This window comes from Bradyrhizobium manausense, assembly GCF_001440035.1.
GTDB classification, from domain to species: domain Bacteria; phylum Pseudomonadota; class Alphaproteobacteria; order Rhizobiales; family Xanthobacteraceae; genus Bradyrhizobium; species Bradyrhizobium manausense.
The window spans coordinates 191,155-205,301 of sequence record NZ_LJYG01000101.1 but is presented as its reverse complement, the minus strand read 5'-3'; the positions used below and the strand labels follow the sequence as shown (position 1 = coordinate 205,301).

The window sequence follows — 14,147 nt, the reverse complement described above, 5'->3', positions numbered from 1 at the left end:
CTCAGCCCACTGCAAGCGGTCAAGGTTTCTTGGCAGCCGAGATTCCATCTGCCACATAGTTTCCGACCCAGACCCGCTACTGCGTATCTTTGATCAATCTTCGCGACGCGCCGAAGGGGACCCTCAAAGACCCCTGGCGTCGACAAGGAACGCGCCTCGCGCGCCAAACTGAGGTAAAATGCCTCTCTTTGTGAGGCTCGCAAGCATGCGCGCTCTCGGTATCTCGCTGATCGTCGCTGGTCTCGCCCTTGTTTACGGCGCACTCATCTCGTGGCCTAGGGGATCGCAGACAAAAAGGAAATCGCGGAAAGAGGAAGAAAAGACGGAGGCAGGGGGCTAGCAGCCATGGTGCGACGCCTTAACGAGATCGACGATGATTCTCTCAATTAATGTCTCGTGAGTCGCTAGCTAACCTCGGCTTGAATCCCCGCAGCACTCGCGGCGGCAATCGCCTTATCTCAGTCGCGCGGCCGCTTTCCCAGCCTCAGTTACCTCGTACACGACATCACTGATGTTGACAGAGACTTCGGTCAGCCAGCCTAATGCCACGAGGCGTTGATATTTTCCGCGGTCAATGTTTCCGGCGGTGTATTTCCTTCCGCCCGCAGCAGCGATTTTGCGGATCAACTCAAGGTCGGTCGGTTCTGCTAGTGGAGTCACGATTTCTTCGCCTTCAGCGCGATCTCCAGCAACCGCCGGATCGCCTCGGGGCGGCCGGGTAAGTCAGGCTGCTTGCGACGCCAACCGTCTAAATCTTTTGCCAATTCGGGCTGAATCCGAACCGTGACTGGGCTCCGGTCGCTGGAGTCCGCTTTCTTGATGACGTCATGGTGTCACGAATTGCTTTTACCATGAAGTCATCGTGTCACGAAAAGCAAGCCGAGGGGAAGCGCGACCTTCCGGCCCGGCTCTAACAAACCACACGGAGGCCCTCCTATGGCCAAGGCTAATCGACATCGTGCGCCGGTGCGGCGAATGGGGGGCGTCGATGCGCGACGTTCACCCATACCACTACCAGCCAGGGATACCATGCCGGGAAATCTTCGTCGCGATCCCGGGCACGTTAGCCGACGAGGACGAGGTCGCGTGCGCCTTAGGCAACATGTGCGCGAAGGAGCAACCGCGGAGGGGAGCGACAAGATAGTCGGCCGCGCCCCTCTGATCACCAGCGCCTCACTGGAGAGCCCGTCGGTTCGCGCCGGCGAGTTGTCTTGATGACCTCGCTAAAGGCTGGTTAACTCGACTCGTTGCAATCTAGTGGAGACTCTTAAAGTGGCTATGGGAATTGTAAAGTGGTTCAATGCAACCAAGGGTTATGGCTTCATCCAGCCTGAAGATGGCGGCAAGGATGTGTTTGTTCATATTTCTGCAGTGGAAAAGGCTGGGTACACTGGCCTGGCCGAGGGCGCGCGCGTCAGCTTCGATGTCGTGGCGGATCGCCGCTCGGGCAAGGCATCCGCGGAGAACCTGCGCATTGCGTGAGGCCCGTGCGATCGGAAACCGGAGAGCCCGCCCTAGGTGGCGGTCTTTTTCTTTGGTGCGCCCAGCATGGGCGCACTCTTATGGGTGCACGTCCCATCGCGAGTTGATCACAACGAGCGAAGCAAAGGGCTGAGGGCGACCGAATGTGGGGAGGAAGCGCGGAGCGAAGCTGCGGGCCGATGAACAAGAACCGGATAGAGAAGTCGTTGCCGACCACGGCGAGCGGGCCGGAGACCGCAAAGCTCTCGTGATCGCAAGGGGAAGCGGAGTAAATCCGGCGGTCGTGCAGTAAAGGAGTGCGTTCTTACCTGGGGAGATCTCGCCTCGTGCCTTAAAGGTTGACGGTGTTCGTTTGGCCCTTCGCCTCCGGGGCGGCTTTGCGGCCTTGCCACCGACTACTACGGCCTTGGCTGACTTCTCGCTCCGGCTCGAGAGGCAGTGTTCCAGCACAATCACGACATCCTCATTGACCCCGGGGCAGAACTTTAGGATTGGATGATTCTTCAAGCTTATCGATCATCTGTTTACTGGGTTTGATTCCTCCGAAAGGATATCAATGGCCTCGAGCCTTGCGTCATACTCCTCGTATGTGCCGAGCAGGGCTTGGCCAACTGTCAAATTGTGCACGGGATCGATAATCGAGGGGGAATCGTAAGTTAGGGAGGTTGGTCCAGTAAATAGAACTTCTTCGCCACGCTCGTCGCGTCGCAACGTTCGGTCCGTACACCATTTGACGAGTTGCGTTACCGCTCCCTTCCCGGACTCAATGATGGGCGGCAGCTGCCGAACCGAGTAGAAATTCGTCCGCGCAGAATACATCTGTCGCGAATCCGAGCTCATGCGCTCGTCCGGTTGAGCGGTAAGGGTCAGCAGGCGCTTGCCTTTCGGACGCTCGAGCGTACCCTGAATTAGACCACCTTCTCTGATCAATCTAATGTGCGCCAGCTTTTTTGGAGCACCAAGAACCTCTCGTCCCGAGGCGAGAGCTGCATCATTTACTGTCACGTAAATGTAAGCGATGTAGTAGCCAGTCTCGCCGTCGGGATCACGAACTTGAATTCCTGAATAGCACTCCAAGTATGGCCCGACAGTGCTCGAGCGATATCTCGCAACCCCCACAATGGCGATTGCAGGGTTTGCTGCAGGTACCAGCTCCTTCGGCAATAAACAATTCGCCTCGTGCCCCACGCTGAACATAAGGTTTATGGCTTGGCAGCCGAGAAACGAACTGCCACGATTTTTACCCCCATGGTAAAGGGGCGCATCAAGCGGAATGCCTTTGACGTCAGGCATCGAATCCTCCTCGATCTCAGAATGGTTTCGCGCGATTTGAGATTGAGCTATTTGTCTCACCGCGCCTCTCCGGTTGTTGAAGGGCTCCTAGCGACTATGGCGCCCGCCGCGATGTGGGCTCGGTAGTCCGCCGGGGCGCATCGATCCAGCGATCGCGATCGTCGCTACGCGAGACCGCAGTGCCGTTTCTGCGCCTTGCACCTCAATCCGCCGGATTTAACCATCCGAAAACATCCAACACGCTTGACCTTTTCCAGCAGGCGGCTGTGCTGTGCTGCCGATGCGCCTGATTGCGCATCCATTCCGGCGAAGCGTGCTCGCCGACGATGACGTCAAGGCGAGTGGGTGGCTTCCTTTTTGTCTACCAGTCCCTATGCAACGTCGATGCCAGGCACCTCGTGCGGAGTTGTACGGCCTCACTAGGTTGTTGACGTCAAATCGGGTACGAGAGACCCGACAACTTTCGCCTCTTGTTCTGTTGCCTTCCTCGCTTGTCCGATTAACAACGCGATGTCGAAAGCCCGACATGAGCAAGCCTCCGGACAAAGTCGATGAGGCTCTGTTTGCGGGTTTTTGCAACACATGGCCATCGCCGTTGTCGCTCGATTGAACCAGATCAGCCGTGACGTTATCGCCGCGCATGGCCGAAAAACGCTAGGCCCGTGGACATCGACGTCCGGTAGGGCGTCGGAAGACCTCCCGCACCAGTACAAGAGCGACGTGAGTCTGACTTCCTATCAGATTCTCGGCGCGCCGATTGCACGGAATGAATACTCCAGTTCGCAAGACTTAGGAGAATCTCATGAGTTCTGCGACCCACTTCTCGATTCACAAGGACCTCAGTACGGTTCCGAACCGGCATCGCTTCGCTCGCGGGCAGCGATCCTATCTCCAAACCGGAGGAAATTCGGCCGCAAATTGCCTGCGTCAATACGGTGGCGCAGTTCGGCAAGGCCAATGCAGCAATCAAGGACGGCTAACGCCTGAGCGGTGGACGCATGTTCGCGACGTGAAATTGGTATCGAACTGCTTTCGCACCAATTTACATCAGGTATTGCGCACAGGCTTTGGGCATCAAAGAGGATGCGTGGCTGAGAGCATATCGACAAGAGCCAATGGACGCCGTGCAGACCGCGTCTCTTGGCTTGCCCGACTTCCAACACTCGTTCTCAATCACTTTGATCAACATGACCCGCATCCATTTTGATGCTCAAGAACCCTGCACCGCCACTGATCGAGGGAACAAGAGTTATGGGACGAGTGAGCGAAAAAGTCATTTTGGTAACCGGCGGGGCTCGAGGGATGGGGGCCGCTCATGCGCGCCTGCTGGTAGCCGAGGGAGCGAAAGTCGTGATCACCGATATTCTCCACAAAGAAGGAGAGGCTCTCGCAGCCGAACTCGGTCCATCTGCGATCTATGTGCGTCAAGACGTCGCTCAGCCGGAGGAATGGCGCCAGACGATCGCGGCTGCGGAGAGCAAGTTCGGCGCGCTGCACGGCCTCGTCAACAATGCAGGCATAGCTAGCATGGCTCCCATCGAGCGGTTCCCGCTCGAGCAGTGGGAGAAGACCCTGGCTGTTAATCTCACAGGTGTATTCTTGGGAATGCAGACTGCCTTACCTGCCCTGCGCCGCGCGGGCGGAGGCTCGATCGTCAACGTCTCGTCGGTCGAGGGGCTGAGGGGTAGTCCTGGGCTTCACGCCTATGTTGCTTCCAAATTCGGCGTGCGGGGCATAACGAAGTCCGCTGCCTTGGAGGCCGCCGCATCCGGCGTTCGCATAAACTCTATCCATCCGGGTCTCATCAACACCCGGATGACAGAGAACTTCGATCTTTCCAGTTTCCCGATTCCGCTCGGGCGGCCAGCCGAGCCGCAGGAAGTGTCACAGGCAGTCTTGTTCCTGCTCAGCGACGAGTCCTCTTATCTTACCGGCTCCGAAATCGTCGTCGATGGCGGTCTGACGATCGGCGTCCCGCAGAAGCGTCAGGCGATCGAAAACATCTTCTGACTATCTGCGGACGGATTGTCAGATCAAACGAGATGGAATGTCGCGATGTATTACAGCAGTGGAAATTACGAAGCTTTTGCCCGGCCCCGCAAACCCTCCGGCGTGGATAGCAAGACGGCTTGGTTCGTTGGTTCGGGGTTGGCTGCGCTCTCAGGCGCGGCCTTCTTGATCCGCGACGGGCAAATGCGTGGCGACCGTATCACCATCCTCGAACGACAGAAGGTTCCGGGAGGCGCGTTGGACGGCAGTCAGGATCCAGAAAGGGGATTCGTGATTCGAGGTGGTAGAGAGATGGAGGATCATTTCGAGTGCCTCTGGGATCTGTTTCGCTCGATCCCATCGCTCGAACTTGAAGGCGCCAGCGTGCTCGACGAGTTTTATTGGCTGAACAAGGATGATCCGAACTACACACTACAGCGAGCGACGGTGAACCAAGGGCAGGACGCCCATACCGACGGCCTCTTCACTCTGAGTGAAGAGGCCCAGAAGGAGCTGATTGCCCTTTTTCTTGCCACTCGTAAGCAGATGGAGACCAAGCGCATCGACGAAGTGTTCGGGAGGGAATTCTTCAACAGCAATTTCTGGCTCTATTGGCGGACCATGTTCGCCTTTGAAGAATGGCATTCGGCCCTCGAGATGAAACTTTATCTGCATCGATTTATCCACCATATCGGCGGCCTGCCGGATTTCAGCACGCTGAAGTTCACCAAGTACAATCAATATGAATCGCTTGTTCTGCCATTATGCAAATGGCTGTTGGAGCAAGGAGTCAACTTTCGCTACGGAGTAGAAGTCACCGATATCGATTTCCACATAACGTGCGGACGCAAGCAAGCCACAGCCATCCGCTGGCTGGAGAATGGCATTGAGGGCAGTCTCATTATTGGCGCAGACGATCTTGTTTTCATGACGATCGGGTCGCTGACTGAAAACTCGGACATGGGGGACCATCACATGGCCGCCAGGCTCAACGAAGGACCGGCGCCCGCCTGGGATCTGTGGCGGCGTATTGCGGCCAAGGATACCGCGTTTGGCCGCCCAGATGTCTTTTGCGGCAATATCTCTGCAAGCAAATGGGAATCGGCGACGATCACGACCCTGGACGAACGCATTCCGCCATACATCCGCAAGATCGCCAAACGCGATCCGTTCAGCGGCAAGATCGTCACAGGAGGCATTGTTACGGTGAAAGATTCGAGCTGGTTGCTCAGTTGGACCACAAACCGCCAACCGCATTTCAAGCACCAGCCCAGCGATCAAGTCGTCGTCTGGGTCTATTCGCTATTCGTCGATAAAGCCGGCGACTACGTGAGGAAATCGATGCAAGATTGTACGGGCGAGGAGATCACGCAAGAATGGCTTTATCACCTCGGTGTGACCGTCGCGAGCATACCGGAACTTGCCGCAGGGGCCGCCAAGGCCGTGCCTGTAATGATGCCCTACGTCACTTCCTTCTTCATGCCTCGGCAGGCGGGTGACCGGCCAGATGTTGTGCCGAAAGAGGCGGTCAATTTCGCCTTCATCGGCCAGTTCGCGGAGTCGGGTGAACGGGATTGTATCTTCACGACGGAATACTCCGTTCGGACGGCGATGGAAGCCGTTTATATCCTCCTCAAGATCGAACGTGGCGTGCCCGAGGTTTTTAACTCGACCTATGATATTCGCAAGTTGCTTGCAGCAATGGGTAGACTGCGTGACGGCAATGAAATTGAGATCCCGGGACCTGCGTTCCTGCGCAAACTTATTCTGAAAAAGATCAAGGCTACTGAGCTTGTCGAACTCTTCAATAAATATCACCTAAGCTGACTGAGGCGGAACGCTGCGGGCGACCGTTCGCTCGGATAGAGAAGCGTTGTCCTGCGCCGTGACGGTTCGGACTTGCCAAGGCGCAGATCAAACATCCGCGCCGATTTCTTGAGGCAACCTTCAGGCGTCCTCGGCTTGGTGCTATCCTCGCCACACGCATCCGATTAATCTCTTTGCCGTAAGGTGAGAGCGAAACTAGCGAGTTGGTCTGCAACGGGTATTTTGACATGCAAGCCGCGCAGAACGATGTCGAAACGTGGCGCACGGTCGGCGAACTCCTCGATATCTTCTCCAAAGAGGAATGCGCCAACCATCTCAAAAATTCACCGCTGTAACCTAGTTCGCCGTCCGGTTACTTCATCATCGCTTCGACCTCTGCACGAAACGCTTGGCGCGAGGCGTCTCGTGAATAGAACATGTGGCCGCCCGGAAAGACTACAAGTTTGACGCGCGGTGCCGAGGCAAATGGTGGCAATTGGTCGAGCACCATCTGTGATCCGAAATAGGGCGTGACGAGGTCAAAGAGGCCGTGCCCGACCAGCAATTTCATCTTCGGGTCCGTTGCAAGGATGTGGCGTAGCTCAGATAGCGACTCTGGAGGACTGCGGCCGAAATCCCAAGCCTGCCCGATTGTGCGGTTGATCAGCTCATAGGAGCCGTCCGGCCGCCAGTTCTTCGCTGCTGGTTGCCAATGGAATTCCGAAGGCAGTCGGCGGTGATTGGCCGCCAGCGAACGTCGCAAAAACCGTCAAGCCTATCTCTCAAGCTGACGCGGAGAGGTGACCTCAGCTACAAATCACGGAAGCCCCGACTAACCCACCACCAGCCGAGGAGAACTGCGATGAGAAGGACCGAGGCAATTCCCAGAGCCGCTAATTCCAACGTGCTTATGGAGCCAATGTCCATGGTGTTGTTCCCGACGCTTCTCACAAGCCCCACCCGAGCGTGTATCTTAAGCGCTCCGAAAGACAACGTACATGCGGCGGCACACCGCTGAGGGAGCTCGGATCGCATCCCGTTACTCTAGGCCCAGAAGCGGAAACGCGAATCCTTCCGAATCCACCGTCGTTCCACTGCCGGAGAAACTCACCTTGCTGTTCGTTGTCGAGTGCGAGAAAGTCCCTATCGTTGAAGTCCAAAAGCAAGGCCATGCCGGCAATGATTTCGCCTTGTATTTCTACGTGCTGCTTTTCCAACCAGTCGCTGATTGTCTGCAGCGGCGTCATCGGTTCAGTCACATCGACCTCTGTGCCAAATGCGAATCCGTCCGGACGAAATAGCTTGCCCGGGGGTATGGGCGTGCCCATGCCAATCGGAGGCAGCGCGGACGTGACTCGGCCCACGCCCGGTGAGTGAAGCGATGGCTGTCCCTACCACGCCCGCGCTGCTGGTGAAGTTAGTAGCGACGTGACTCGGCGCTCGTTGTGTACGATAAGTGCTGTCCCTACCACGCGCCGCTAACTTGAGTGGCCAGCCTTACCGCCTGAGCCAGTAAAGCTGACTAGTGCACCCTGATGTCGGCCCTAGGGTGCCGGCAAGTTGTACCTCTAGAGAGACATGCAGGCACCTACCAGGACTGGTCGGCGATCGGATGCGCGAGACCCGTAGCCCGATCTGACGTAAAGTTAATTGGTCGTCCGTTAAGAAACCGATTTGAGCGGTGAGCAGTCGCTGGCGGGCGCGATGAGGGTGGTGAGGATCAGGCACCAAAGAGCTCTCAGCCAGGCGAGGACACGGCGGAAGTTGTGACCGACGGCGGAGAGGATGACGTTAGCCGCATCGCCGGGGCGGCCTTTGAGATAGCATCGGCCGAGGTGACCATCGGTCTTCAGGTGTCCGATGATGGGCTCGATGGCGGAGCGGCGGCGCAGCTCGCGCTTGATGACACCGAAGACGCCGCGCTTCTGGCCGGAGATGAAGACGCGAGGAGGATTTTGCGCGTCGTGGCCGCGGTATCCCTTGTCGACATAGGCCCGCTCGATCGCACAGCCGGTGAGTGTCTCGGTGCGGTCGATGACGTCTCGCAAGGTGTGACCATCGAACGGGTTATCGGGTAGCGCCCTGGCGTGCAGCACGAACAGGCCGCCGGGAGCACGGCGGTTGTTGGTGACGATGGAGGCTTTGACACCGATCTATGGACCACTCCCGCGTTGCAAGAGGAATCGACAAAGGGATGTAGCGGTCTGCGCCAATCTATCCGGCTTCGATTTGAGGCTCTCGCCTCGAGCCATTATGGATATCCGCCCACTTCTGTCCTCAATAACTCGCCGGCCTCAAGAAGGGCCATGGCGTCGAACCAGGCTTCAGAAGTGTCGGTGCAACCGTTGCTCCATTCGTCCTTTCCGTCTCGCAAACCTCGGCGGGATATTGTGCCTTCCGGTCGGACCGTGGATCTTCTTCCTTCCCGGCCGTGTCTTACGCGGGGTGGCCCATGAAATTGGCGTCGTAATCACGGCCCTTTGCGAGCATGCTCCAGGCTAGGCGCGGGAGTTTTGCGGCCAGGGCGACAACCAGTACATTCGAGTGGAGCCGCTTGGATGCTGCTTACAACCAGGCTCCGAAGCCATGCCTGGGCCAACTCTGACGCCTTAGAAGTACGGCTCTGGCCCCTTGAATGAACAGCGTTCGCAGGTACCGGTTGCCACGCCTCGATATGCGGCCGAGAATGGTTCGATCGCCGGTCGAGATTTGTTTCGGTACGAGGCCAAGCCATGCTGCAAAGTCGCGGCCCTTATGGAAGGCATCACCAGTTCCGATCGCGGCGATCATCGCACTTGAGATGATTGGTCCGACACCCGGTGCACTCATCAGGCGGCGACAGTGTGCGTCTTGATCAGCGAGTTCGTCGATTTCCTTCGTGATCGATGCGACCCGCCGCTCGAGAAAGCGCCAGTCCTCGGCCAAGTCCTGAATGAGCCGAACCACTCGAGGCGACAGGTTATCCGAGAGCATCGAGAGAATCTGTGGAAGTGCCAATCGGAGTGCTGCCGCTCCCTGCCGAACTGGCAGCCCTCGCTCAAGCAAAAAACCTCGGATTTGATTGATGACCGCGGTTCTCTGCGTCACCAATCGACTGCGAACTCTGTGCAGCGCCTGCAAGTCAAGTTGCTCGGCCGATTTCAACGGGACGAAGCGCATGGTCGGGCGCTGCGCCGCCTCTGCGATGGCTTCGGCATCACGGAAGTCATTTTTGTGGCCCTTGAGGTATGGCTTCACATACTGTGCCGGCAAGAGCCGTACTTGATGGCCTAATTTCTCGAGCTTGCGACCCAGGTGGTGTGCTCCTGCACAGGCCTCCATTCCGATCAGGCAGGGCGGAACATTAGCCAGCGACTGCTCAAGCTGATTTCTCGATCGCTTCTTACGTAGGATGATCGCACCGGTGGCATCGAACCCCACCACATGGAATGTGTTCTTGCCTAGATCGATACCGATCGTGACAATGTTCGTATCGGACATGGTTTGCGCTCCTTCTCTTGTCGGGGCTCTACTTTGCCGCTGAGAGCGGGCGTGGTCCATGCCATTAACTCGTAGGGCGCGGCGGCCTTGCCCTTGCCGATGCACTCAACCTCCGGAGCATGGAAGGAATAAAGCTTCCAGCCGCGCTGGCGCTGCTGCTGCGATCGGATCTGCGAGGCCCGGCCGAGCGGGAGGGCGAAGGCGTTCTCGAGTACGGCCTGACCTTCGATCTTGCGGCGGATATCGCGGATGATCCGGCCCAGCCGGCTGCGCAGGATGCGCAACTGCCGCTGATGCCGCTTGAATTGCTTGGCGTGGGCGTAGCGTCCCGCCATCATCGCCGCGGTCTTGGCAATGCGAAGATAGGACTGCCGTAGCTTGACCCCGTGCTTCCTTGCCAGGCGGTTGAGCCCCTTGATTGCCGCGTGCAGCAGCTTGGCATCGGTCGGGAAGGTGATGGCCTTCGGCTGCACGGTGGTATGTGCGCCATGACGGCGCGAAGAAGGAGGTTGAGTATGTAGACCATCTTCCGAGCAGCCTTGCTGCGCAAGAGATGAGGGCAGGCCCCTCGGACTCGGATTGCAGGATCAGAGTCCAAACCGCCACAAGCTGCTTTAGCTCAATGGCTGAGGTGGTGAGCGTTGCTGGAAAAGGCGGGCAATCAGCCTGTCAGGTGAGCCACGGGAAGACGAACGCAAGTAAACCGCCGATGATGCATCGAAAGTACAGTTCAGGTGTTGTCGAAACCAGGGGCGATATCACCTCCTGGGATCAAGCGCGGCGAGAGCCTGTCTATTGGCCGGGCGGCAACCGGTGTAGAGGCGGCGTGATCCCGATGGCAGGCTCTTGCGCGGAACATGGGAACCTGCGTCGCGATGCCAAGGGAGACCCCAAAGGCGGCGGACCCGCCGAGGGCAGAGTACCAATGCGCGACGCAGGGGCGGACGGGTTCGTAATAGTGATGAGGCCCGGTAATACGGGCGGAGCGAAGGGACCCGATCTTCCAGCCAAAGTCACAGGCCAACCGGAAACGGGAGGAGCCGATGACTGAGGCAAAGTCGTATCAGATCCCCAAACATCTCGTTTGGGAAGCTTGGAAACAGGTGAAAGCGAACCGCGGGTCAGCGGGTGTGGACGGGGTCTCCATCGAGGAATTCGAAAAGGACTTGAAGAGAAACCTCTACAAGATCTGAAATCGAATGTCGTCGGGGACATACTTTCCGCCTCCCGTCCGTCTCGTGGAAATTCCCAAGGCTAATGGAGGGAAGCGTCCGTTAGGAATACCCTCTATAGCTGACCGCGTGGCTCAGACGGTTGCAAAGATGGTTATGGAGCCGACGATGGAACGAATATTCCATCCCGACTCCTACGGCTATCGGCCCGGCCGTTCGGCGCTTGACGCAGTGGGGACAGCGCGAAAGCGTTGCTGGAAATTCGACTGGGTTATCGACCTTGATATCAAGTCGTTCTTCGACTCGATTCCTTGGCACCTGATCGAAAAGGCCGTCGCCCACCACACGGAACTGAGCTGGATTCGTCTCTACGTAAAGCGGTGGCTGCAAGCTCCCGTGGAGAAAGAAGACGGAATCCTAGTGGAGAGAACACGCGGAACCCCTCAGGGTTCAGTGGTTTCACCGCTGCTCGCAAATTTGGTTCTGCACTATGCATTCGATCACTGGATGCAGCGGACCTTCCCTTGTTTGTGTTTCGAAAGATACGCTGACGATGCGATAGTCCATTGCAGAACTGAAAGCGAGGCTCGAACCGTGATGGAGGCGATCCGAAAACGTCTTGCGGAATGCGGTCTGGAGCTCCATCCGGAGAAAACCCGGATCGTCTACTGCAAGGATAATAAACGGAGAAAGGAATGCGAACACATCTCGTTCGACTTCCTTGGCTACAGTGTGCTGCAGAGACACATAGAAAGGAGGGAAACACGAGAGGGAAAGTAGTGTCGTAAAGCTGCGTGAAAGATGAGGGCAGGCCCCTCGGGATCGGCTTGCAGGAGCAGGTCTCAAACCACTCCAAGCTGCTGCGGTAAAGAGCCGTGGTGGTGAGCGTTGGAGAAAATGCTCAAGGTAAGACCTCGGGCAGGTGTGCATCCGAAAGACGAACGAAAGTGAACCCACCGAAGACGCGTCGTTAAGAAACTTGGCGTCGCCAAAACCAGAGGCGTGTAGCTCTTCTGGGATAAGTCTGACAGGCGCCTGATGACTGGGCAGACGGCGACCGGCGTAGAGGGGGCGTGAGACGGATGCAGGCTTTTGCGCGGAACTGCAGGAACCAGTGCTCCGATGGCAAGGGAGAAGCACAAGCGGCGAAAACCGCGAGGCGAGAGTACCGAAGCGGAGCATTGGGGCGGACCGATCCGCAGTAGTGATGAAGGCCCTGTAATGGAGCTGGAGCGAAGGGATCGGGTCAGGCGGTCGTGTGGTCGAAACAACTGGAAACAGGAAGATGCAGATACATACGACAGACAAGCCGTTCAATATTACAAAGAAGCAAGTGTACGAGGCTTACAAAGCGGTCAAATCCAATGCGGGCGCGGCCGGGGTGGATGGGCAGACGATCGAGCAGTTCGATTCCGACTTGCGGAACAACCTCTACAAGCTTTGGAATAGGATGAGCTCGGGAAGCTACTTTCCACCACCGGTGCGCGCCGTCTCCATTCCCAAAAAGACTGGAGGCCAGCGGATTTTAGGTGTGCCCACCGTAGCGGATCGCGTGGCCCAGATGGTTGTCAAACAACTCATTGAGCCGGACCTGGACCCAATATTTTTGGCAGACTCCTATGGCTATCGGCCGAGAAAATCGGCACTCGATGCTATCGGCGTCACGCGTGAGCGGTGCTGGAAATATGACTGGGTCCTAGAGTTCGACATCAAAGGTCTGTTCGACAACATCGACCACGAACTTTTGCTGCGGGCTGTCCGGAAGCACGTGAGGTGCAAATGGGCGCTGCTCTACATCGAACGATGGTTGACGGCACCTATGGACAAGGACGGAATAATTATCGAGCGATCCCGCGGCACCCCTCAGGGGGGCGTGATTAGCCCTATATTATCCAACCTTTTCCTGCACTACACTTTCGACCTCTGGATGGGACGGGCGCACCCAGACCTCCCATGGTGTCGGTATGCAGACGATGGGCTGGTCCACTGCCGGAACGAGCAAGAAGCTCAGGCTCTCAAGGCAGAGCTTCAAGCGCGCCTGGCAGAGTGCCGCCTGGAAATGCATCCGACGAAAACCAAAATCGTCTACTGCAAGGACGGGAAGCGCAAAGGTACGTATCCGAACTTTCAATTTGACTTCCTCGGATACGGCTTTCGGCCCCGGCTGGTTCGACGCTCCCGAGACAACACACTGTTCTGGGGCTTCAACCCGGCGGTCAGCGCCTCGGCGCTGAAAGACATGCGGGCGGCGATTCGGGAATTGAACCTACGACATCGCACAGAGTTGCCAATGAACGAGATCGCACGACAGATCAATCCTCTCCTACGGGGGTGGATAGAATACTACGGACGATACTCGCCATCGGCTCTGTACCCCGTGCTCAGATACATCAATCAGATGCTCCTGGCTTGGACGATGCGGAAGTTCAAGCGCTTTAGAGCTCACAAGATCCGCGCGAGCCGCTTTCTTCAAAAATTGGCTCGGGAAAACGCGAATCTCTTCGTGCACTGGCGGCTCAGTATGATCGGCACGTTTGCCTGATGGGAGCCGAGTGAGGCGAGAGTCTCACGCTCGGTTCTTCGAGAGGCCGGTGGCGAAATCCCACCGGCCTACTCACCCCTTCCAGCCGCGCAGCGCTCGCGATCGAAAGGGCGAGAAGTTCCTCAACTTCCTCCCGGCAATCAGCAACAAGGCTGCCAAAGGAATCCGACAAACCATTCGCTCATGGCGACTGGGTTCGACGCGAAACCACTGGAGTCTTGAAGAACTCGCCAAGCTGATTGATCCTGTCGTGCAAGGATGGCTGAACTATTACGGACGGTTTTACCGGACGGAATGTGTCAACGTCCTTCGTCACGTAAACGACGCGCTCGCCCGTTGGACGAGGCGGAAATACAAGCGGTTGAAAGGCCGGAAAGTCGCCT

The 14,147-nt window shown here is 57.3% G+C and carries 10 protein-coding genes and 4 pseudogenes; 7 read left to right on the top strand and 7 right to left on the bottom strand.

All coding sequences use genetic code 11. From position 1 onward, the window contains the following. Positions 1-453 precede the first annotated feature (453 nt). Positions 454-660, bottom strand: a complete 207-nt coding sequence (locus tag AOQ71_RS50385; protein WP_430648651.1) for a TenA/THI-4 family protein — start codon at positions 658-660, stop codon at positions 454-456. Between the two features lie 612 nt (positions 661-1,272). Between AOQ71_RS50385 and AOQ71_RS25975 the strand changes: the two genes are divergently transcribed. Continuing rightward, the gene (locus AOQ71_RS25975; protein ID WP_057752938.1) at positions 1,273-1,482 is read left to right on the top strand and encodes a cold-shock protein; all 210 of its coding nucleotides are present in this window, start codon (positions 1,273-1,275) and stop codon (positions 1,480-1,482) included. Positions 1,483-1,998: 516 nt separating this feature from the next. On the opposite strand, the gene AOQ71_RS25970 is transcribed toward AOQ71_RS25975, so the two are convergent. Further along, entirely contained in the window at positions 1,999-2,775 is a 777-nt protein-coding gene (locus tag AOQ71_RS25970; RefSeq protein ID WP_057752881.1) for an acetoacetate decarboxylase family protein, read from the bottom strand. Between the two features lie 1,251 nt (positions 2,776-4,026). Between AOQ71_RS25970 and AOQ71_RS25965 the strand changes: the two genes are divergently transcribed. Together AOQ71_RS25965 and AOQ71_RS25960 are read left to right on the top strand one after the other, a co-directional pair. Beyond that, positions 4,027-4,785 carry a glucose 1-dehydrogenase gene (locus tag AOQ71_RS25965; protein ID WP_057752937.1) on the top strand — a complete coding sequence of 253 codons (759 nt, stop codon included), beginning with the start codon at positions 4,027-4,029 and terminating at the stop codon, positions 4,783-4,785. 45 nt (positions 4,786-4,830) lie between these two features. After that, the gene (locus tag AOQ71_RS25960; protein ID WP_057752879.1) at positions 4,831-6,591 is read left to right on the top strand and encodes an oleate hydratase; all 1,761 of its coding nucleotides are present in this window, start codon (positions 4,831-4,833) and stop codon (positions 6,589-6,591) included. 352 nt (positions 6,592-6,943) lie between these two features. Here AOQ71_RS25960 and AOQ71_RS25955 read toward each other — a convergent pair. The 5 genes and pseudogenes from AOQ71_RS25955 to AOQ71_RS25935 form a co-directional block, all read right to left on the bottom strand. After that, a pseudogene (locus AOQ71_RS25955) lies at positions 6,944-7,264 on the bottom strand (peptidase S10); the annotation flags it as partial. A gap of 253 nt (positions 7,265-7,517) precedes the next feature. After that, on the bottom strand, positions 7,518-7,829 hold the full coding sequence (locus AOQ71_RS25950; RefSeq protein WP_157083650.1) for a hypothetical protein: 312 nt from the start codon (positions 7,827-7,829) through the stop codon (positions 7,518-7,520). 402 nt (positions 7,830-8,231) lie between these two features. Then, positions 8,232-8,720, bottom strand: a pseudogene (locus AOQ71_RS25945) (IS5/IS1182 family transposase); the annotation flags it as partial. A gap of 286 nt (positions 8,721-9,006) precedes the next feature. Then, a pseudogene (locus tag AOQ71_RS25940) lies at positions 9,007-10,050 on the bottom strand (IS110 family RNA-guided transposase). 68 nt (positions 10,051-10,118) lie between these two features. After that, positions 10,119-10,535: pseudogene (locus AOQ71_RS25935) on the bottom strand (IS5/IS1182 family transposase); the annotation flags it as partial. 558 nt (positions 10,536-11,093) lie between these two features. Here AOQ71_RS25935 and AOQ71_RS48510 point away from each other — a divergent pair. The 4 genes from AOQ71_RS48510 to AOQ71_RS43885 form a co-directional block, all read left to right on the top strand. After that, complete coding sequence (locus AOQ71_RS48510; protein WP_245317131.1) at positions 11,094-11,243, top strand: hypothetical protein; 150 nt, start codon at positions 11,094-11,096, stop codon at positions 11,241-11,243. A 6-nt stretch (positions 11,244-11,249) separates the two neighbouring features. After that, on the top strand, positions 11,250-12,002 hold the full coding sequence (gene ltrA / locus AOQ71_RS25930) for a group II intron reverse transcriptase/maturase (protein WP_245317130.1): 753 nt from the start codon (positions 11,250-11,252) through the stop codon (positions 12,000-12,002). Positions 12,003-12,507: 505 nt separating this feature from the next. After that, positions 12,508-13,764, top strand: coding sequence for a group II intron reverse transcriptase/maturase (ltrA, locus tag AOQ71_RS25925; RefSeq protein WP_057752936.1), 1,257 nt, complete (start codon positions 12,508-12,510; stop codon positions 13,762-13,764). Positions 13,765-13,813: 49 nt separating this feature from the next. Further along, positions 13,814-14,147: group II intron maturase-specific domain-containing protein (locus AOQ71_RS43885; protein ID WP_283809613.1), on the top strand; the 334-nt coding region annotated here is incomplete at its 3' end.

Coding starts and splice junctions, on each gene's coding strand:
- AOQ71_RS48510 (WP_245317131.1), top strand. CDS start 11,094: ATGACTGAGGCAAAGTCGTATCAGATCCCCAAACATCTCGTTTGGGAA.
- AOQ71_RS25970 (WP_057752881.1), bottom strand. CDS start 2,775: ATGCCTGACGTCAAAGGCATTCCGCTTGATGCGCCCCTTTACCATGGG.
- AOQ71_RS25960 (WP_057752879.1), top strand. CDS start 4,831: ATGTATTACAGCAGTGGAAATTACGAAGCTTTTGCCCGGCCCCGCAAA.
- ltrA (WP_057752936.1), top strand. CDS start 12,508: ATGCAGATACATACGACAGACAAGCCGTTCAATATTACAAAGAAGCAA.
- ltrA (WP_245317130.1), top strand. CDS start 11,250: ATGTCGTCGGGGACATACTTTCCGCCTCCCGTCCGTCTCGTGGAAATT.
- AOQ71_RS25965 (WP_057752937.1), top strand. CDS start 4,027: ATGGGACGAGTGAGCGAAAAAGTCATTTTGGTAACCGGCGGGGCTCGA.